The 18,802-nt window shown below is 67.2% G+C and carries 21 protein-coding genes; 7 read left to right on the top strand and 14 right to left on the bottom strand.

What is annotated here, in order from left to right:
- The first annotated feature begins 46 nt into the window (after positions 1–46).
- A complete protein-coding gene (locus OH799_RS29965; RefSeq protein ID WP_406270975.1) occupies positions 47–1,417 on the top strand; it encodes an MFS transporter in 1,371 nt (456 codons plus the stop codon).
- 5 nt (positions 1,418–1,422) lie between these two features.
- On the opposite strand, the gene OH799_RS29960 is transcribed toward OH799_RS29965, so the two are convergent.
- The 5 genes from OH799_RS29960 to OH799_RS29940 form a co-directional block, all read right to left on the bottom strand.
- A complete protein-coding gene (locus tag OH799_RS29960) occupies positions 1,423–1,872 on the bottom strand; it encodes a nitroreductase family deazaflavin-dependent oxidoreductase (RefSeq protein WP_406270972.1) in 450 nt (149 codons plus the stop codon).
- Positions 1,873–1,904: 32 nt separating this feature from the next.
- Positions 1,905–2,663, bottom strand: coding sequence for a hypothetical protein (locus OH799_RS29955; RefSeq protein WP_406270969.1), 759 nt, complete (start codon positions 2,661–2,663; stop codon positions 1,905–1,907).
- 470 nt (positions 2,664–3,133) lie between these two features.
- Positions 3,134–4,564 (bottom strand): NAD(P)(+) transhydrogenase (Re/Si-specific) subunit beta, encoded by a 1,431-nt coding sequence (locus OH799_RS29950; protein WP_406282719.1) that lies wholly within the window; start codon positions 4,562–4,564, stop codon positions 3,134–3,136.
- Positions 4,564–4,881, bottom strand: coding sequence for an NAD(P) transhydrogenase subunit alpha (locus tag OH799_RS29945; RefSeq protein ID WP_406270966.1), 318 nt, complete (start codon positions 4,879–4,881; stop codon positions 4,564–4,566). Before OH799_RS29945 ends, OH799_RS29950 begins: the two co-directional genes overlap by 1 nt.
- Complete coding sequence (locus tag OH799_RS29940; protein WP_406270963.1) at positions 4,881–6,026, bottom strand: Re/Si-specific NAD(P)(+) transhydrogenase subunit alpha; 1,146 nt, start codon at positions 6,024–6,026, stop codon at positions 4,881–4,883. Before OH799_RS29940 ends, OH799_RS29945 begins: the two co-directional genes overlap by 1 nt.
- 403 nt (positions 6,027–6,429) lie before the next feature.
- On the opposite strand from OH799_RS29940, the gene OH799_RS29935 reads away from it, so the two are divergent.
- From OH799_RS29935 to OH799_RS29925, 3 genes are read left to right on the top strand one after another with little or no spacing between them, the layout of a single operon-like run.
- A complete protein-coding gene (locus OH799_RS29935) occupies positions 6,430–6,891 on the top strand; it encodes an HIT family protein (protein ID WP_357265871.1) in 462 nt (153 codons plus the stop codon).
- Positions 6,888–7,724 (top strand): maleylpyruvate isomerase family mycothiol-dependent enzyme, encoded by an 837-nt coding sequence (locus tag OH799_RS29930; protein ID WP_406270960.1) that lies wholly within the window; start codon positions 6,888–6,890, stop codon positions 7,722–7,724. Before OH799_RS29935 ends, OH799_RS29930 begins: the two co-directional genes overlap by 4 nt.
- A gap of 5 nt (positions 7,725–7,729) precedes the next feature.
- Positions 7,730–8,383, top strand: a complete 654-nt coding sequence (locus OH799_RS29925) for a Type 1 glutamine amidotransferase-like domain-containing protein (RefSeq protein WP_406270957.1) — start codon at positions 7,730–7,732, stop codon at positions 8,381–8,383.
- A 77-nt stretch (positions 8,384–8,460) separates the two neighbouring features.
- On the opposite strand, the gene OH799_RS29920 is transcribed toward OH799_RS29925, so the two are convergent.
- The gene (locus tag OH799_RS29920; RefSeq protein ID WP_406270954.1) at positions 8,461–8,964 is read right to left on the bottom strand and encodes a GtrA family protein; all 504 of its coding nucleotides are present in this window, start codon (positions 8,962–8,964) and stop codon (positions 8,461–8,463) included.
- Between the two features lie 171 nt (positions 8,965–9,135).
- On the opposite strand from OH799_RS29920, the gene OH799_RS29915 reads away from it, so the two are divergent.
- Both OH799_RS29915 and OH799_RS29910 read left to right on the top strand, forming a co-directional pair.
- On the top strand, positions 9,136–10,494 hold the full coding sequence (locus OH799_RS29915; RefSeq protein ID WP_406270951.1) for an FAD-binding oxidoreductase: 1,359 nt from the start codon (positions 9,136–9,138) through the stop codon (positions 10,492–10,494).
- A gap of 46 nt (positions 10,495–10,540) precedes the next feature.
- Positions 10,541–10,825, top strand: coding sequence for a GNAT family N-acetyltransferase (locus OH799_RS29910; RefSeq protein WP_406270948.1), 285 nt, complete (start codon positions 10,541–10,543; stop codon positions 10,823–10,825).
- 42 nt (positions 10,826–10,867) lie between these two features.
- Here the strand turns inward: OH799_RS29910 and OH799_RS29905 are convergent, their stop codons facing one another.
- From OH799_RS29905 to OH799_RS29890, 4 genes are all read right to left on the bottom strand, one after another.
- A complete protein-coding gene (locus OH799_RS29905) occupies positions 10,868–12,028 on the bottom strand; it encodes an acyl-CoA dehydrogenase (RefSeq protein WP_406270945.1) in 1,161 nt (386 codons plus the stop codon).
- Positions 12,029–12,189: 161 nt separating this feature from the next.
- Entirely contained in the window at positions 12,190–12,873 is a 684-nt protein-coding gene (locus OH799_RS29900) for a TetR family transcriptional regulator (protein ID WP_406270942.1), read from the bottom strand.
- A 63-nt stretch (positions 12,874–12,936) separates the two neighbouring features.
- Positions 12,937–13,452: a 5-(carboxyamino)imidazole ribonucleotide mutase gene (gene purE, locus OH799_RS29895; protein ID WP_357265885.1), complete on the bottom strand. Its 516-nt coding sequence runs from the start codon at positions 13,450–13,452 to the stop codon at positions 12,937–12,939.
- Entirely contained in the window at positions 13,445–14,665 is a 1,221-nt protein-coding gene (locus tag OH799_RS29890; protein WP_406270938.1) for a 5-(carboxyamino)imidazole ribonucleotide synthase, read from the bottom strand. Before OH799_RS29890 ends, purE begins: the two co-directional genes overlap by 8 nt.
- Positions 14,666–14,704: 39 nt before the next feature.
- On the opposite strand from OH799_RS29890, the gene OH799_RS29885 reads away from it, so the two are divergent.
- Positions 14,705–15,244: a GtrA family protein gene (locus OH799_RS29885; protein WP_406270935.1), complete on the top strand. Its 540-nt coding sequence runs from the start codon at positions 14,705–14,707 to the stop codon at positions 15,242–15,244.
- A 1-nt stretch (position 15,245) separates the two neighbouring features.
- On the opposite strand, the gene OH799_RS29880 is transcribed toward OH799_RS29885, so the two are convergent.
- The 4 genes from OH799_RS29880 to OH799_RS29865 form a co-directional block, all read right to left on the bottom strand.
- Entirely contained in the window at positions 15,246–16,553 is a 1,308-nt protein-coding gene (locus tag OH799_RS29880; RefSeq protein WP_406270932.1) for a sensor histidine kinase, read from the bottom strand.
- A 1-nt stretch (position 16,554) separates the two neighbouring features.
- Positions 16,555–17,232, bottom strand: a complete 678-nt coding sequence (locus OH799_RS29875; protein WP_357265890.1) for a response regulator transcription factor — start codon at positions 17,230–17,232, stop codon at positions 16,555–16,557.
- 16 nt (positions 17,233–17,248) lie between these two features.
- A complete protein-coding gene (locus tag OH799_RS29870) occupies positions 17,249–17,788 on the bottom strand; it encodes a PH domain-containing protein (RefSeq protein ID WP_406270928.1) in 540 nt (179 codons plus the stop codon).
- A 192-nt stretch (positions 17,789–17,980) separates the two neighbouring features.
- On the bottom strand, positions 17,981–18,781 hold the full coding sequence (locus OH799_RS29865; protein WP_406270925.1) for a biotin--[acetyl-CoA-carboxylase] ligase: 801 nt from the start codon (positions 18,779–18,781) through the stop codon (positions 17,981–17,983).
- Positions 18,782–18,802 lie beyond the last annotated feature (21 nt).

Here is an 18,802-nt window from a genome sequence, read left to right as displayed (position 1 = left end):
ACCGTTCCGGGGACATACCGGACCATTGCTCGCTACCGTCGAAGTGGTGTCGAGCCCTACAGTCGACCGTTCGACCCGCGTCGCGCGTGCCGCGGTGTTCACGGTGTTCGCGTTGAGCGGTTTCCTACTCGCTATGTGGGTGGTGCACATCCCCGTCATCACCGACCGCACAGGCGTCGCGAAGTCGACGCTAGGAATGTTCATCCTGCTGATGGCCGGTGCCGGCGTGTTCGGCATGCGTCTGGCGGGTCCGCTCGCCGACCGGTTCGGCAGCAGGACCCTCGTCGGCGCGGCCGCGTGCACCGCCTCGGTGGCTGTGCTCGGACCCGGCTTCGCGACCGGACCGGTCACGCTCGCGTTGGCACTGGCCTGCTTCGGCTTCGGCAACGGTGCGCTGGACGTGTCGATGAATACCCAAGCGGTACATGTGGAACGGGCGTATCGCCGCCCGATCATGGCCGCGTTCCACGCCCTGTTCTCCGGCGGTGGCCTGCTTGGTTCGCTACTGGGGGCCGCGACGCTACGCGCGGGCTGGGATGTGCGGCTGACTTCGACGCTGGCCGCGATCGGCGGCGTCGCACTGACCCTCGCGCTGGTACCTCGGCTGCTGCGCGACGCTACGCCCGAGGAGGGGACGGCGAACGCGGCGACACACGGCGTCCATGCCGTACATGCGACCGAGCACGACACCACACCGCATCGGCGCGAGCCGACACCACCCGATGCGGATCTGCCCCAGCACGACGCCGGTTCGCCCCAGCACGCCACGGCACCGATCGAGTACGACGCCGCGCCGACCGCACAGCCGCTCGACGAGCCCGAGCGGGACGCGGCGACACACGCCACGATCGCGCGTCCCGAGGTCGGTGATCGCAGCCGAAAGGTGCTTGCGCTGGCCGCGATCGCTTTCGCGCTGTTGCTGGCCGAAGGCGTAGCCGCGGATTGGAGCACGCTGCAGATGCGCGAGCATCTCGGCGCGGACGCCGCGACAGCGGCGCTCGCCTTCGGTGCCTTTTCCACGACGATGACCGTCGGACGTCTGGCTACCGACCGGGTCAGCGGCGCGTTCGGCCCGGTCGCGGTGGTCCGTTACGGCGCGCTGATCGCCGCGATCGGACTTGCTCTGGTCATGGTGTCTCCGTGGATTGCGCTGACACTGCTCGGCTGGGCCATGGCCGGCCTCGGGCTCTCCGGCGGCGTCCCCCAGATCTTCACCGCAGCGGGGAATCTGGGCTCCGCCACTGCCGCCACCGACATGTCCCGGGTGTTCAGCGTCGGCTATCTGGGCCTGCTCGCCGGCCCCACGGTGATCGGCTGGCTCACAGCGGTGGTGCCGCTGACCACGGCCATGGTGGTACCGCTGATCGCGATGCTGCTGTGCTGCCACTACGCGGGCGTAGTCGCCCCGGCGAGATAACCCGGTCAAGACCGCAAGGTCAGCTCGACCAGCGGCACCTGGTCGATGTCCGAGCCCGTGGCCTCCTCGATGAGCCCGCCCAGCTTTCGGTACGCCTTGGGGTGTTCGCGGCGATAGCCGTCGAGCACCGTGGCGGACTCGTCGAGGGTTAGGACCCTGGCAACAGCCGAAACCCGATGGCGCGAACCGATACTGACCCAACAGCGGGCATCGGCCACAAGATTACGGAACCACTGGGCCTGCTTGCCGAATCCGGACGCGATGACCACGCGATCTCGACTCGGCCGCGCGACGGTCTCCAGCACGACGTAGCGCGGTCGGCCGGAGCTGCGCCCGGTGTGTTCCAGCAGCATGAGCCGCCCGCCGAACAGGAGGCCCAACCGGGCGCGGAACACACCGATCGGCGCTCGCACGAATGACCTGGTCCGCAGTAATCGCACACCAACGCCCGCCATGCTTGAACGTTAGCAACCCCATAAGTAAAGCCCTACTTGGGCGGCACCAGGCACAGTGTGATCGGATCCGGCTTCGGATAGACGATCGTTTCGTTCTCGGTCGCTCGCGACCCGCATGCGGACTTGTCCGCGGTACCGCGCACCACCCGGCCGATCTTGAAGTCCGCCGTCGAGCCGCAGGCCACCTTGGTGCTCGCGCCGAGGAAACCGGATTTGATGCAGTCGCCCTCTTTGGCGTTGAGTCGCAGGCAGAGGGTGTAGTCGTTCCTGCCGGTCTGGTAATAGCTGGCGTAGTCCTTGGTCGGGCAGTCCTTGTTCGCCCCGTCGATCCGTTGCGCCACCACGTAGTTGGCGTCCGGATCGGAGCATTCCTTCGTGGCGAACTCGGCCTTGACGGTGCTGCCCGACAGCTTCGCGCACTGACCGATCTCGATCTTCTCGCCATCCGAGCGCAGCACGGTGCGGGCGCCGAAGACCAGGAGACCGATCACCAGCAGGGCGCCGAGCGCGAGGAAGACCTTCCCGATCCCGCCGCCGCCACTGCGCCGCGGCGGTTGCCCGGGCGACTGGAAACCACCGACGGGGTAGCCCGGCTGCTGGGGCGGCGGGAAACCGCCCTGTGGTGAATAACCGGGTTGCGGCTGCGCCGGATACCCCGGCGGGGGATAGCCCTCGGGTTGCCCCGGGTAGCCCTGCGGCACAGCGGCGGGCGCCTGCGGGTATCCCGGCTGGCCGCCATAGTCTAGACCGGCAGGCTGGCCTGGATACGGGTTGTTCGGTGGTGTGGTCATGGATCCCCTCCCCGGGTCTCGCGCAATTACGTCCGCACAGGGTGTCGGCGAACTCATGGAATCTAGCCGATCGACGCGCAACTCGCCGCCCGCAAGACCGTCCGGTCTGTTCAGCGGCCGCCGGATCGCCGAATCCTCGCTCCCGGCCGACCGTTCACAGATAGAGCCCCAAATTCACCGGGTCCTGCGCAACCCTGGTGATCCGGGCATCACTGTCCCGCAGTGCGAGTTCCGCCAGGGTCGCCACCGTTGGGGAACGCGACATCCACCGGGGTAGCGGCCCGGCGCTCCCTGGCGAGCCAGGCCGCGGACTCGGCAACACCGCGGACCGCGACGGCCCGGCCAGCTCGGCTCCTCGATCGTGGACAGGCTGTGTCTGGACCGGTTTACGCCGTGCGCAGGCGATATGACAGCGCCCCTCCATCGAAGGCCTCGGCGGAGGGGGCGCTTGCCGCGAAACGTACTGGCCTCTACAAGGCTTTCAGTTCTTCGGTGACCGAACCGACGGACTTTTTGGCGTCGCCGAAGAGCATGGAGGTGTGGTCGGCGTAGAAGAGGGGGTTGTCGATGCCGGCGAAGCCGGAGTTCATCGAACGCTTCAGCACGATCACGGATCGTGCCTGGTCGACATTGAGGACGGGCATGCCATAGATCGGGCTGGCGGCATCCTCGCGGGCGGCGGGGTTGGTGACGTCGTTGGCGCCGATCACCAAGGCGACATCGGTACGGCTGAACTCGCCGTTGATGTCGTCCATTTCCTTGAGCGCGTCGTAGGAGACTTCGGCCTCGGCCAACAGCACGTTCATATGGCCAGGCATACGGCCCGCGACCGGGTGGATGGCGTATTTGACCTCGACACCCTTGGCCTCCAACAGCGACGCCATTTCCTTGACCGCGTGCTGAGCCTGCGCGACGGCCATGCCGTAGCCCGGCACCACGATCACCTGGTTGGCATACGCCATCTGGATCGCGGCGTCCGCGGCGGACGTGGCCTTGGCCTGCTTCTGCTCACCACCACCGGCGCCCGGCGCGGTACCGCCGCCGCCGAATCCACCCGCGACGATAGCGGGGATGGACCGGTTCATCGCCTTGGCCATCAAATTGGTGAGGATGGTGCCGGACGCGCCGACGATCATGCCCGCCACGATCATCGCGGTGTTGTTCAAGGCGAGACCGGCCGCCGCGGCGGACAATCCGGTCAGAGCATTCAGCAAGGAGATAACCACCGGCATGTCGGCGCCGCCGATGGGCAGCACGACCATCAGGCCGAGCACACCCGCGAACACGAGCACGGCGATCATCCACACCTGCGGCACACCGTCGCTGGTTGCCCCGATACCGATTACCACGGCCGCGGCGATGGCGCCGACGAGCAGCAACAGGTTCAACGGTTGCTGCAGCTTGCCGATCCCGATCGGGCGGCCGGGCAGGATCTCCTGCAGTTTGCCGAACGCGATCAACGAGCCCCAGAACGACACCGAACCGATGATCGCCGCGAACAGCGAGCCGATCACGATGTGCACGGTGGGTTCTTCGTCGAAGTGCGAGAAGCCGTGGGAGTTGATGAACTCCGACCACGCGATCAAAGCGACCGTGCCACCACCGACGCCGTTGAACGCGGCCACCAGCTGCGGCATCGCGGTCATCTTGGTGAACTTGGCCGGCGGAACACCCAGCGCGACACCCACCACCAAGCCGGCGACGATCAGAATCCAGTTGCTGGTGTGGCGAATGGAGATCATAGTGGCCACCACCGCGAGCACCATGCCCGCCGCCGCGATGAGGTTACCGCGCACCGCGGTCTTCGGACCGGTCAAACCCATCAGACCGTAGATGAACATGCCGAATGCGACGATGTAGAGGCCGTTGACCAGATAGGTCACATTGTCGAAAGGATGCATCACTGATCCGCCTTCACCGGCGCGGCCGTCTTCTTGGTTTTGAACATGCCCAGCATGCGGTCGGTGACCACGAAACCACCGAGGACGTTGAGGGTTCCGAACACGACGGCGACGAACAGGATGATCTGGGTCAGGACCGACGGATCCTGCACGTTCCCGAGCGTGACCAGTGCGCCGAGCACGACGATGCCGTGGATGGCGTTGGTGCCCGACATCAGCGGGGTGTGCAAGGTGTTGGGCACCTTGGAGATGACGGCGAATCCGACGAACCCTGACAGCACCAGGATCGCGATATTCGCCAGCAGTTCGGTATACATCAGGAGGCTTCCTTCCCCGCGGTTTCGAGGTCCCCGACCGCACGGGTCACGCAGGAGTCGGCGAGCACCTGATCGTCGAAGTCGGGCTCGAGTTTGCCGTCGACCAGCATCAACTCCAGCAGTGCCGCGATATTCCTGGAGTACAGCTCGCTGGCGTGCTCGGGCATGGTGGCGGGCAGATTCAGCGGCGACGCGATGGTCACCTCATGCTTGACAACGGTGTGGCCAGGCTCGGTGAGCTCGCAGTTGCCTCCGGTCTCACCGGCCAGGTCGACGATCACGCTGCCGGGCTTCATGCCCTGCACCGCCGCGGCGGTCACCAGTCGCGGCGCGGGACGACCCGGCACCAGCGCGGTGGTGATCACCACGTCGAAACCCTTGATCGCATCCTCCAAAGCCTGCTGCTGGGTGGCCTTCTCCTCGTCGGAGAGTTCGCGGGCGTAGCCACCCTCACCGGCGGCATCGATACCCAGATCCAGCCACTGCGCACCCACCGAACGCACCTGATCAGCCACCTCCGGCCGCACGTCGTACCCGGTGGTCCGCCCACCGAGCCGCTTCGCCGTGGCCAACGCCTGCAAACCGGCGACACCCACACCCAACACCAACACTGTCGCCGGCTTCACCGTGCCCGCCGCGGTAGTCAGCATCGGGAAGAACCGAGTCGACTCCGACGCGGCCAACAGCACCGCCTTGTACCCGGCCACATTCGCCTGCGAAGACAACGCATCCATCACCTGCGCACGCGAAATCCGCGGAATCGCTTCCACCGCGAACGCCTGCACCCCAGACGATTTCAGCGCACCGATCTGATTCTGGGCGTTACGCGGGGCAAGAAACCCGATCAGCGTCTGCCCCGACGACAGCTTCCCCACCTCGGCGTCACTGGGTGGGGCCACCTTCACAACGACCTCGGCCGACCAGGGATCGCCGATCGTCGCGCCCACTTCTTCATAGGCGCTGTCGGGGATGAGCGCGCCGCGCCCGGCTCCGGACTCGACGACGACCTCGACGCCCCGCTTCAGCAGGCTCGAAATGATCTTCGGCACCAATGCGACACGTCGCTCGCCCGCGTTGGACTCGCGAACGACTCCGACACGCGCGGCACGTAGCGACGGATCGCCTACGCTCTGCGTTGTCTCCACTTGTCAGACTTCCTTCTCGTGCTGAGCTTCCAGGCAACGGGTAGACGGCCGGACGATGCTACTTCAGAGTAAGTTCGCCCAAATCCTCGCAACTGTACCGGCTCGCCGTGAGCCTAGCCGAGATGCCCGTCACACATGTCGGCCGGATTCCGCCGGTTCGCTGAGTTGCCATGCGGTCTACGCGGACCTTACCGCCGCCTCCTGAACTGCGCTTTGTTCGGTCCCCGCCGCAGTCGATGGTGCCCGCCGCAGGCGACCACGACAAGACCGTACATCGCAGTCCGTACTTACCCCGGGGTTCGAGAACTGGTCAGGCCGTCGGCGCGTCGCGGAGCAGAGACGTGTCCTGCCGGATCGCCCGCCGGGGTGTTCCGCTCCGCACCTACGCCGTATGGTCCAGCATGTGAACGACTGCGTCTTCTGCCGCATCGTCGCAGGCGAGGCCCCTGCGACCACAGTGTACGAGGACGACACACTGTGTGCGTTCCTCGATACCCGGCCGATCACCCGCGGGCACACGCTGGTGATCCCCAAGCGGCACGCCGCCGAACTGGAGGACTTGGACGCCGAACTCGGCGCACACGTCTTTCGGGCTGGGCATCGGCTCGCACTAGCCATCCGGCGCAGCAGTCTCGCCGCGGACGGCGCCAACCTAGTGCTCAACGACGGCACCGCCGCTTTCCAGACCGTTTCGCACGTCCACCTGCACGTAATCCCCCGCAGACACGGCGACAGACTGAGTTTCGCCAAAGGTTTCCTGCTGCGGCGTCCGCACGACCCGGTCGCCACCGCCGCTGCCATCCGGGGTGGGATCGCGGCACTGGACAACGAGGGCGCAGGCCCGGAAAAAGGAGCCGACGGATGACCGAGACACCGAATCGGACCGAGCAGATCGCCCTACTGTCGCGGCAATGGGAAGCGATCGAGACGCTCGTCGCCGCACTCGACGAGGACCGCTGGCGCATCCCGGCGCCACTGCCCGGCTGGACTGTGTTCGATGTCGTCGCCCACGTCGTCGGCACCGAGTCGTGGCTGCTCGGCGAGCGCCCGCCCGCACACGACCCGAGCAGGGTCAAGACCGATGTGCGCATGCTTCCGTACGTCCGCAACGAGATCGCGGTGCTCAACGAGATCTGGGTGGACCGGCTTCGCCCACTGCCCGGCGCCCGACTGGTCGATTTATACCGCGACGTTGTCGACCGCAGACATCAGGCGCTCGCGGCGATGGACGACGCCGAATGGGAGAAGGAAACCATGTCGCCGATCGGTCAGGTGAGCTACGGCCGGTTCATGCGAGTGCGACTGTTCGACTGCTGGATGCACGAACTCGATATCGCCGACGCGCTCGGCGTCCGGGTGGAGGAAGGCGGGCCGCGCGGCGAGCTGGCCTTCGCCGAGTTCGCGGGCAGCGTCCCGCGTGTGGTGGCCAAGAAGGGCGGGGCACCGGACGGCTCGCGGATCACCTTCGCTCTGACCGGTTCGCTGGCCAGAATGCTGCACATCCAGGTGGCGGGCCGGGCGAGCTACGTCGACGCCTTCGACGAACCCGCCGGCGTCGAGATCGGCATGGACTCCGGGCTGTTCGTCCGGCTGGGCGGCGGGCGCACGACCGCCGAGAAGCACCTCGACGAGATTACCTTCGACGGCGATACCGAGCTCGGGCAGCGGCTGGTGCGCCACCTCGCCTTCACCCTCTGAAAACCATGCGGCTCTTCCTGTCCAGCTATCGCTTCGGGGCGCACTTCGACCGGCTGGTGGCACTCGCCGGCCCGCCGGGCCGCGTCGCGGTGATCGGCAACGCCTGTGACGCGTGGCCGTCGATGCGGGCGTCGGCCGTAACCAGCGACCTGGTGCCGCTCGGCAAGCTCGGCTATGCCCCCGAGGAGCTCGACCTGCGCGACTACGTCGGGAACGCGGCGGATCTCGAGCGCAAGCTGGCCGACTACCCGCTGGTGTGGGTGCGCGGCGGGAACACCTTCGTACTGCGCGCCCAATTCGCCTGCAGCGGAGCTGATCTCGCGCTTTCCCGGCTGCTCGCCGACGACGCGCTGGTGTACGCGGGGTACAGCGCGGGCGCCTGCGTGCTCACCCCTGACCTGCACAGCCTGGACACACTCGACGACCCCGCCGAGGTCGAACCCACCTGTGGTATCGAGCCCCGCTGGGACGGGCTGGGTTTCGTCGATCGCCGGATCGTGCCGCACATCGACTCGGCTACCGATCCGGGCGGTGGATGCAACCGGCTGGCCGCCGAGTACCGGGCCGCGGGCGTGGCGCACTGGGCGCTCACCGATGACGACGCGATCATCGTCGACGGACCACGCATCGAGGAGCTGATCCGTCCGGCGGGGACGTGAGCATCCATAGTCGGCCGACCGGTCGGCGCGTGGCACATGGCCGCGACAACATGAGAAGGCTCTGCTCGCGTTGCCACTCAGCGCGTAAGTTCCGGTTCCGGCTCCATCGCATGGCGGCGGAAGACCATCCACCGCATCGCGCTGTACATGTAGACGGCCTCGCACGCGCCCGCCAGCAGTCGAGACAGGTGGTACTCCAAGCCGAGCGCGGTCAGCCCGCTCCCGACGCCGAGGATGAACGCGAGGTAGTTGACCGCGACGACCACCACGTACACCGCGGCCTGCTTGCCGACCGGGGCGTGCGAATGGAAGTTGAAGGTCCGATTGAGCACGAAGCTCAGGCCGAACGCGCACACGTACGCCACGGTCACCGACAGCCAGAGCGGCAGCCCCCACCAGCCGTGGCAGACGGTGAGGAAAGCCAGATCGACGCCGAAGGTGCCGCCGTTGATCAGCGCGAAGCCCAGGAAGGTCGGGGCAACAAGACGATTCAGCCCGAAAGGTAGCAAGGCCACCAGCGCCTCGCACCAAGCGGTGAACCGATCGGCGATCGGTTCGGCGCTTTTCGTCAGCTTGTGCACGCGGCCAGCGTGCCAGCGGCAGGTTTCCGCGAGATGAGCAGCGGGAGACCAGCCGGTGGCTCAGCACACCATTTGCTGCGGATGGCATCGCGGTCTGGGCTTCGCTTCCACCCCCGCCATGTCCGGCGGCCTACCGGCACATCTCCGGCGCGGGCGGCTAGCGTGAATGGCGTGGACCTGCATGAGCTGATCACGAGGCTGCCCGAGGGCGCGGTGCTCACCGACCCCGACCTGCTCGCGGGCTACCGACAGGACTGGGCGCGCGATCCCTGTGCGGGCATTGCGCTCGCGGTGGTGCGTCCCACCAGCACCGATGATGTCGCCATCACCGTGCGATGGGCGGCGTCGAACCGCATCCCCGTGATCCCGCGCGGTGCCGGCTCCGGGCTGTCCGGCGGGGCGACCGCGGTCGACGGCGGCCTTGTGCTCAGCACCGAGCGGATGCGCGCGATCACGGTGGATCCGGTCACCCGGACCGCCGTAGTGCAGCCGGGCCTTCTCAACGGGGAGGTGAAGCGCGCGGTCGCCGAACACGGACTGTGGTATCCGCCGGACCCGTCATCGTTCGAGATCTGCTCCATCGGCGGCAATGCCGCGACAAATGCGGGCGGCCTGTGTTGCGTGAAGTACGGCGTGACGACCGACTACGTGCTCGGCATGGAGGTGGTGCTGGCCGACGGGACCGTCGTGCGACTGGGCGGGCCCCGACTGAAGGACTCGGCGGGGCTGTCGCTGACCAAGCTGTTCGTCGGCAGCGAGGGCACGCTCGGCGTGATCACCGAACTGACCCTGCGGCTGCTGCCCGCGCAGCCACCGCAGAGCACGGTCGTCGCGACATTCGGCACACTCACCGCGGCCACCGAGGCGATCCTGGCGATCACCGGGGAACTGCGGCCCTCGATGCTCGAGTTCATGGACTCGGTGTCGATCAATGCCGTCGAGGACGAGATGCGGATGGGCTTGGACCGCGCCGCCGCGGCCCTACTGGTCGCGCGGTCTGACGCGCCAGGCGAATTCGCGCGACGCGAGGCCGAGGTCATGGTGGCCGCGTGCGAAAAGGCCGGTGCGACCGAAGTTTTCCACACCGAGGACCTCGAAGAGGGCGAAGCATTCACCGCGGCACGGCGTTTCGCGATTCCCGCCGTGGAAAAGCTGGGCGCACTGCTGCTGGAAGACGTCGGCGTGCCACTGCCACGGCTCGGCGATCTGGTGACCGGCGTCGCCGCGATCGCCGAACGCAACGCGGTCACGGTCTCGGTGATCGCGCACGCCGGAGACGGCAACGCCCATCCACTGATCGTGCACGACCCGTCCGACGCGGACCTGACCGCGCGGGCGCACCGCGCCTTCGGCGAGATCATGGACCTGGCCATCGTGCTCGGCGGCACCATCACCGGCGAGCACGGCGTGGGGCGATTGAAGAAAGCGTGGCTGCCCGATCAGCTCGGCCCGGACGTCATGGCCTTGACTCAGCGAATCAAGGACGCGCTCGACCCGAATGGCATCCTCAACCCGGGGGCGGTCCTGTGACCGCTGCCACGGAACATTCCCATCCGACAAGGAGTTCTACCCGATCATGACGACCAGGCTCGAGCACAATGTCGCCGACACTCGTTTCGAGATCTACGTCGACGACACCCTAGCCGGGTACGCCGACTACGCCGAACGCGGCGACACCAAGGTCCGCGACCTGCACCACACCATGACCTTCCCCGAGTTCCGTGGCCAGGGCATCGCCGCCCAGGTGGTCGAGTTCGCCCTGAAAGACTCCCGCGACGCGGGCTTCTCCATCATCCCCACCTGCTGGTACGTCGAGAAGTACATCACCGAACACCAGGAGTTCGCCGACCTGGTCGTCTAGCGTCGCCCGTCTCGAACGCTTCCGCCGACGTAAACGGCGGAATCAGTCCGCGAGCAACGCGCGGGACATGACAAGACGCTGGATCTGGTTGGTGCCTTCGTAGATCTGGGTGATTTTCGCGTCGCGCATCATGCGCTCCACCGGGAAATCGGTGGTGTAGCCGGCGCCACCGAACAGCTGGACGGCGTTGGTGGTGACCTCCATGGCGACGTCGGAGGCGAAGCACTTGGCGGCGGCGGAGATGAAGCCGAGGTTCTTCTCGCCGCGCTCGGCGCGGGCGGCCGAAGTGTAGACCATGAGGCGGGCCGCTTCGATTTTCATCGCCATGTCGGCGAGCATGAACTGAGTGTTCTGGAAGTCGGCGATCGACTTGCCGAATTGCTTGCGGTCCTTGGTGTAGACGATGGCCGCGTCCAGCGCGCCCTGGGCCAGGCCGACGGCCTGCGCGCCGATGGTCGGGCGGGTGTGGTCGAGGGTCTGCAGCGCGGTCTTGAAACCGGTGCCCGGCTCGCCGACGATGCGGTCACCCGGCACTCGGCAGTTCTCGAAGTACAGCTCCGCCGTGGGCGAACCCTTGATGCCGAGCTTGTGCTCCAGCGGGCCGACTACGAAGCCCTCGTCGTCCTTGTGCACCAGGAACGCCGAAATGCCGTTGGCGCCCTTGTCCGCGTCGGTTACCGCCATGACGGTGTACCAGGAGGACTTGCCGCCGTTGGTGATCCAACACTTGGAGCCGTTGATGATCCAGTCGTCACCCTCGCGCTTGGCCCGGGTGCGCATACCTGCCGCGTCGGAGCCGGCCTCTCGCTCGGACAGCGCGTAGGAAGCCAGCTCGCCGTTGACGATGTCGGGCAGGACCTTCTGCTTCAGCTCCTCGGAACCGTTCAGGATCAGGCCCATGGTGCCGAGCTTGTTGACCGCGGGGATCAGCGAGGAAGAACCGCAGACCCGGGCGACCTCTTCGATCACGATGCAGGTCGCGACCGAGTCCGCGCCCTGGCCGCCGTATGCCTCTGGAACGTGCACCGCATTGAAGCCGGAGGCGTTAAGTGCGGTCAACGCCTCCTCGGGGAAGCGGGAGTTGCCATCGACGTCCTTGGCATGCGGAGCGATTTCTTTCTCCCCGAGACCGCGGATCGCGGCACGCAGCTCATCATGGAAGTCCTCGAGCTTGAACAGGTCGAAATCGGGGTTTCCCGCCATGTGGGCTCACTCCTGGTCGTCGGTCGTGATCGCTGACTCCGCGGAACGGTGCTCAGCCATTCGGCACTCAGTGCCATATTCACAGCAAGTGTACGCGATTAGATTAAGTTTGCCCATGTATGAATCATGGCACTCAGTGTCAGATCGGTCGCACTTGGGCGTCACAACGTTCCCAGCTTGCGGGCGAGCAGCTCGGCGACTTGTCGGGGCGCAATGTCGCGGGGGAACACGGCGACGACCAGCTCGTCGGCGTTCGATTCACGCCGTGCGCCGCGCGGAATCGCGGCCAGCTCCAGTCGCAGATCCGCGGCACCCGCGGCTGCTTCACCGCGCACCATCCGGCGCAGCAGGTAGTTGTGCGTCGCTGTGACGGCCGCGGCGAACTGCACCCGCGCCAGATCCGGCACCTCGGGCAGCCGCTCGCGCAGGTAGTCGGTGAACAGCCGCTCATAGCGGAAGACGGTGACGATCTCCCGTTCGCGCAGCGCGGGCACCTGGCGCACCACCCGATAGCGGCGCACCGCGATCTCCCGCCAGTGGGTGAACCGCTCGAATACCTGCACCACCGTGTCGCACACCGCTTCCCACGGATCCGTGCGCGACGCGGCGAGGAACTCTGCCGCCTGCGCCAGCTGCGACTCATGATCGGCGAAGATCACGTCTTCTTTCGACCGGAACTGCCGGAAGAATGTCCGCCGGGAAATTCCCGCCGCCTCCGCGATCTCGTCCACCGTCGTCGCTTCGTACCCCTTCTCGGCAAACAACCGCAATGCCTGATCCACAACTGTGAGCCGGAACTGCGCAGGGTCGCTGCCCCGCGGCCGGGCGATGTCGCCAGTAGTCACGAACTCACCGTAGCCAGGGGGCAAGCGGGCGGATTCCCCACGGTGAAGTTCACGTCGTGGCGCTCAGCCCAGGAGTCTTGTGCGGAGCGCTTCGTCCTTTTCCAGGACCATCAGTTCGAGTCCGGCCTGGAACTGTTCCATTCGGGTGCGCAAGGCCGGGTCGTGGGTGGCGAGGATGCGGGCGGCGAGCAAGCCCGCGTTGCGGGCGCCGCCGATGGAGACCGTGGCTACGGGCACGCCCGCCGGCATCTGGACGATAGACAGCAACGAGTCCATGCCGTCGAGGTACTTCAGCGGGACAGGCACCCCGATGACCGGCAGCGGTGTGGCCGAGGCGACCATGCCGGGCAGGTGGGCGGCACCGCCCGCACCCGCGATGATGACCTTCAGTCCGCGGCCCGCGGCGTCCCGCGCGTAGTCGAGCATGCGTTGCGGGGTGCGGTGCGCCGAGACGACGCCCACCTCGAAGCGGATGCCGAACTCTGCCAACGCTTCCGCGGCGGCCTCCATGGTCGGCCAGTCGGAGTCGCTGCCCATGATCAGGCCGACCGCCGGAGTCACTGCCCCTGCTTCACTCATGCGGATCCCATCCGTCGGTCCAAACAGCGTGCGACATCCAGTGCGCCGCACGCTCGGCCTTCTCCCGAACCTCGGCTGCATCGTCGCCGAGGATGTTCACGTGCCCGATCTTGCGGTCGGGCCGCTCGCCCTTGCCGTAGAGGTGCACCTTGGCATCGGGCATCCTGGCGAACAGGTGGTGCAGCCGCTCGTCCATCGACATGGCCGGAGACTCGGGCGCGCCGAGGATGTTGACCATCACCGTCACCGGCGCCAGCAGGCTTGTGTCGCCGAGCGGGTAGTCGAGCACGGCGCGCAGATGCTGCTCGAATTGACCGGTGCGCGCGCCGTCCATCCCCCAGTGCCCGGAATTGTGCGGCCGCATCGCCAGCTCGTTCACCAGCAACACGCCGTCGTTGGTCTCGAACAACTCCACCGCCATGGCCCCGACAACACCCAGTTCCTCGGCGAGGTTCAGCGCCATGGTCTCCGCCTCGGCGGCCCGGGACTCCGGCAGGCCGGGCGCGGGCGCGATCACCACGACGCACTGACCGTTGCGCTGCACGGTCTCCACCACCGGCCAGGTCGCCGCCTGCCCGAACGGCGAACGCGCCACCATCGCCGACAGCTCCCGCTTCAAGTCGACCTTTACCTCCGCGAGCAGTCCCACGCCGTACGCGAGCTGGTCGGTGACGATCGTCTCGGCGGCGGCGGGAGAATCGGGCATCCAGACGCCGCGCCCGTCGTAGCCGCCGCGCACCGCCTTCAGCACGATCCGCCAATCGTGTTCCGCCCCGAACCGCACCGCGTCGGCCACCGAAGTCACCGGCGTGAACGCGGGCACGGGCAGCCCGAGTTCGGTGAGCTTGGTGCGCATGGCCAACTTGTCCTGCGCGTAGACCAGGGCCTGCGGCGGCGGCTGGACATTCACGCCCTCGGCGACCAGGGCCTCCAGGTGCTCGGTCAGCACATGCTCGTGGTCGAAGGTCAGCGCGTGCGAGCCGACCGCGGCCTTGCGCAGCGCCGTCAGATCGGTGTGGCTGCCGAGCACCACCTCGGGGCTCACCTGCGCGGCCGGGTCGTCAGGGTTCTCGGCGAGCACGCGTAGCCGCTGGCCCAGCGCGATCGCCGCCTGGTGGGTCATACGCGACAGCTGTCCGCCACCGACCATGGTGACGGTGGGCATGGTTGAAGGATCGAAAGAACGTGTGCTCACGTCGGACAATATTGTCACGTCCGGTGCGAACGAACCGTACCGGTACACTCCGGTCTTGTGACATTCGTCGACGACGTGGTCAGCGTCCTCCCCAAGCCGCTGCAAGACATCGCCTACCGGCAGCGGGAATTGATCAAGTTCGCGATCGTCGGCGCAACCACCTTCGTGATCGACAGCGGCATCTTCTACATGCTGAAGTGGACGGTGCTCGCGGAGAAGCCAGTCACCGCCAAGATCATTTCCGGCGTCATCGCCGTGATCGCGTCCTACATCCTCAACCGGGAATGGTCGTTCAAGAACCGGGGCGGACGCGAACGCCATCATGAGGCAGCGCTCTTCTTCGGCGTCAGCGGCGTCGGCGTTGTGCTCTCCTTCACGCCGCTGTGGATTTCCAGCTACGTTTTCGACCTGCGCCAGCCCAATGTGAGCTTCACTGTCGAGAATGTCGCCGACTTCATCAGCGCCTTCGTCATCGGCAACCTGCTGCAGATGGCCTTCCGGTTCTGGGCGATGCGCCGCTGGGTCTTCCCCGACGAAATGAACGAGATCGTCGCGGAATTCGAGGAACTCGTGGAAGAGGAATTCGGCCACAGCTGAGTCACCTCGGCTCGGCCACCACCGAGTTGGGCGCCCGGTACGCCGACGACCCGAGGAAGACCGCGAACAGCGCCGGCCTACGGCGCTGCAGTTCCAGGCGCCCACCGTCGGCCTCGATCAGCGCCCGCGCCAGCGCCAGTCCCACGCCGGTAGAACCGCCCGCCGAGAACCCCCGATCGAAGATGTGCGGCGCCAGCTCGTCGCGCACCCCGTCGCCCTCGTCGGCGACCTCGACACACACCAGCGGCTCGCGATCGCCGCCCGGTCGTACCGTGCGTACCGATACCGTGCAGGGTCCGCCGCCATGCATCAGCGCGTTGTCCACCAGCACTGCCACCGCCTCGCGCAGCCGCGATCCGGTGAGCGGCGCGCGCAGCGACTCGTCGCCGGTCAGCGTCAGCGTCCGGCCCGCCTCGGCGAACGGGTGCATCCATTCGGCGACCACACCGCGCAGCTCGTCCATGACCGGCACCGGATCGCGGTCCGTCGCGTCCTCGTCCCGCGAGGCCCGCACCAGATCGTCGATCGCTTCGGTGAGCCGGTCCACCTGGGCCATCGCCTCCTCCGCCTCATGCACCACCTCCGGATCGGAGTGCGCGGAGAGTTCGTCCAAGCGCAGCCGCACGGCGGTGAGCCTGCTGCGCAGCTGGTGCGACACATCGGCGACCAACGCGTGCTCCCGCTGCAGCCGCCCGGCGATCTCCACGGTCGCCGAATCGAGCACGTCCGAGACGCGGTCCAGTTCCGAGATACCGTGTCTACGTGGATCGGGCCGGAAATCGCCCATCGCCAGCCGCGCGGCACGCGCCGCCACGTCGCGCAGCGGATCCGCCACCCGGCGGGCGGTGACCACCGCTACCGCAACCGCCGCTCCCAGCGAGACGAGCACGGCGAGTCCCACCACCGCGACCGCCTGACGCTGCATGGCGTGCATCGGCGCCGAGGGCACCTCCAGGCGCAGCGACCCCGATGTGCCCATCGACAGCGACTCCACCAACGGGTCGGACACAATGTCCGCCCCGACATCGCGCCGGGAGGCGTTGTCCTGCGGCGACGGGTAGACGATGGTGAGCTTGCCGTTCTCGGGCACCAATGGCGCCACCGACCGCGTGTCCAGCTCGCCGAGCACCGTGCCGTCGCCGTGCTCCTGTGCAATGATCTCCGCGGCTATCCGTTCCAGTCGGTTCTGCAAGTCGTTGCGGGTGATGTCCTCGACCCACAGCCAAGCCGTATAGATGAGCGGCACACCGAGCACGACCGTGGTCAGGGTCAGCACGGTGAGCATCGAACGCAGAATCCGGCGGCGCACGTCAGTCGGTGTTCAGTCGGAAGCCGACACCGCGAACGGTGACGATGCGCCGCTCGGCCATCGGCCCTTCGTCGCCGATCTTGCGGCGCAACCAGGACATGTGCATATCCAAGGTCTTGGAGCCGCGCAGCTCGGCGTCACCCCACACCTCGCGCAGGATGGTCTCGCGTGGCACCACCTGCCCGGCCCGGTCGATCAGCACCTTGAGCAACTCGTACTCCTTGTTGGCCAAACCGATTTCGACGCCGTTCACCAGCACCCGTCGCGCGGCCGGTTCCAAACGGATACCGCCGACTTCCACCGTATCGTCACCGATGCCGCTGCGGCGCAACAAGGCTCGCACCCGGGCCAACAGCTCGGCGAGCCGGAAGGGCTTGCCGACGTAGTCGTCGGCGCCCGCGTCCAGCCCGACCACGAAGTCCACCTCGTCGGTGCGCGCGGTGAGCATCAGCACGGCTAGATCCGCGCCGCGGGCGCGCACCTGCCGACACACCTCCAGCCCGTCCATGCCGGGCAGGCCGAGGTCGAGGATGAGCAGATCGTGGTCACCCTCCAGTGCCCGCTTCAGCACGGCGGGCCCGAAACGCTCGACGGTCACCGAATAGCCCTCGCGCCCGAGCGCGCGCGACAGCGGCGCGGCGATGGCCTCGTCGTCCTCGGCCAGCAGTACAGCGGTCATCTGCCCAGGTTACGGCTTATCGGTAGCCGCCACGGTCGTCCCAGCCGCCACGACCGCTGTGGCGCTCGACATCGAACACCTGGTGGTAGAGCAGCGCGTGCACCTGCTGCACGGCCGGGATGTCATCGTACTCGAGCGGTTCGGAGGAGGACGACTCGATGATCAGCGTCCCGGTTCCGAGCATCCGATCGAACAGCCCGTGCCGGAACTGGACACTGGAGATCCGGCTCATCGGAATGTCGATGCCGATGTGCGTGAGCACGCCCTGGCGCACGAGCACCCTACGGTCGGTGATGATGAAATGAGTCGACTTCCAACTGAGAACCGCTGCGACACAACGCCATCCGAGGATGACCAGGTACACCGCCAGCACCGCGATCAGCAGCGCGGATCGCGTGGTTCCCTCGGCCTTGCGTGAGATGAGCCCGCCCGCGAAACCGGCGAGTGCGGTAGCGACGATGAGTGTCACGATGGGCCAGAACAGCATTTTCCAATGCGGATGACGATGGAGTATCAGCTGCTCATCGGGCGCCAGCACGTCCTCCGGATAACCCATGCCAGGCACCCTACCGCGTGCGGATGCCGGAATAGCCGACGCAGAAGCGCGTCGTGCTAGACAATCGTCTGCCGGCGTGGCGATTCCGCAATATTCGCCGGACGGCCGCCCGCGCCGCTTTCAGCCTGTCCAACGCATGCAGCCACCGCATCTTCCGGTTCCCGAGCGATCGGAAGTGCGCACTCCGCGTGGTCAGTTTTCCGCGCGCAGATGAGTGACGTCGGCCGCGGATACCGCCTCGCCGCCGATGAGCAGGCGGCCCGCGTCGTCGACGCCGTCGGCCATGCCGGTCAGCACCTGACCGCCGGGCAGCTCGGCCCGGACCTGGGCACCGATCGTGGCGCATCGTTCACGGTAGGCGGCAGCCAGCTCGCCGTTCGCCCAGTTCCCATCACGCCATGCGGTGAAGCGGCGGGCGAATTCGGCCAGCAGCGACCGCACCAGCACAGTCCGGTCGGTCTCCTCCGCGCCCGCGAGGGTGAGCGACGTCGCATGCGGCACCGGCAGTTCCACCTCGGTGAGGCTCACGTTGAGTCCGACTCCGATCACCACGGCCGGCTCACCGCCGCTCGTCGCGACCTCGGCGAGGATGCCTGCGACCTTGCGTCCGTCGATCAGCACGTCGTTGGGCCACTTGAGGTCCGCGGCGACTCCCGCCGTTTCGCGTAGCGCGTCTACCACGCTGACGCCGGTCAGCAGCGACAGCCAGCCGAGCGCGGCCGAGTCGATTCCGCGCAACCGCACCAGCAGCGACATCGCGATCTGCGCCCGCGGCGGGCTCACCCAGGTCCGCGCGTGTCGACCGCGGCCGTGCTCCTGTGTCTCCGCCAGGAGCACCACACGATCGGTGTCCGGCTCGCCTGCCCGCGCGACCAGGTCCGCGTTCGTGGACCCGGTCGTCTCCACCACATCGATCTGGGAGAAGAACGACAGCTCGGGCGACTCGATGACACTGCGCCGCAATTGCTCTGCATCCAACGGTGGCCTCTGCACACCGGGCAGGCTACTCGCAGC

It is taken from the genome of Nocardia sp. NBC_00881 (assembly GCF_045207455.1).
Lineage (GTDB): Bacteria > Actinomycetota > Actinomycetes > Mycobacteriales > Mycobacteriaceae > Nocardia.
Note: the sequence above shows the minus strand (reverse complement) of the source record. Positions and strands in the feature narration are given on the sequence as shown.

Excerpts from the sequence above, each read along its gene's own strand:
- OH799_RS29910 (WP_406270948.1), top strand. The coding sequence starts at position 10,541 with ATGACGACCAGGCTCGAGCACAATGTCGCCGACACTCGTTTCGAGATC.
- OH799_RS29925 (WP_406270957.1), top strand. The coding sequence starts at position 7,730 with ATGCGGCTCTTCCTGTCCAGCTATCGCTTCGGGGCGCACTTCGACCGG.
- OH799_RS29930 (WP_406270960.1), top strand. The coding sequence starts at position 6,888 with ATGACCGAGACACCGAATCGGACCGAGCAGATCGCCCTACTGTCGCGG.
- OH799_RS29875 (WP_357265890.1), bottom strand. The coding sequence starts at position 17,232 with ATGACCGCTGTACTGCTGGCCGAGGACGACGAGGCCATCGCCGCGCCG.
- OH799_RS29905 (WP_406270945.1), bottom strand. The coding sequence starts at position 12,028 with ATGGCGGGAAACCCCGATTTCGACCTGTTCAAGCTCGAGGACTTCCAT.
- purE (WP_357265885.1), bottom strand. The coding sequence starts at position 13,452 with ATGAGTGAAGCAGGGGCAGTGACTCCGGCGGTCGGCCTGATCATGGGC.
- OH799_RS29870 (WP_406270928.1), bottom strand. The coding sequence starts at position 17,788 with ATGGGTTATCCGGAGGACGTGCTGGCGCCCGATGAGCAGCTGATACTC.
- OH799_RS29945 (WP_406270966.1), bottom strand. The coding sequence starts at position 4,881 with ATGTATACCGAACTGCTGGCGAATATCGCGATCCTGGTGCTGTCAGGG.
- OH799_RS29955 (WP_406270969.1), bottom strand. The coding sequence starts at position 2,663 with ATGACCACACCACCGAACAACCCGTATCCAGGCCAGCCTGCCGGTCTA.
- OH799_RS29950 (WP_406282719.1), bottom strand. The coding sequence starts at position 4,564 with ATGCATCCTTTCGACAATGTGACCTATCTGGTCAACGGCCTCTACATC.
- OH799_RS29960 (WP_406270972.1), bottom strand. The coding sequence starts at position 1,872 with ATGGCGGGCGTTGGTGTGCGATTACTGCGGACCAGGTCATTCGTGCGA.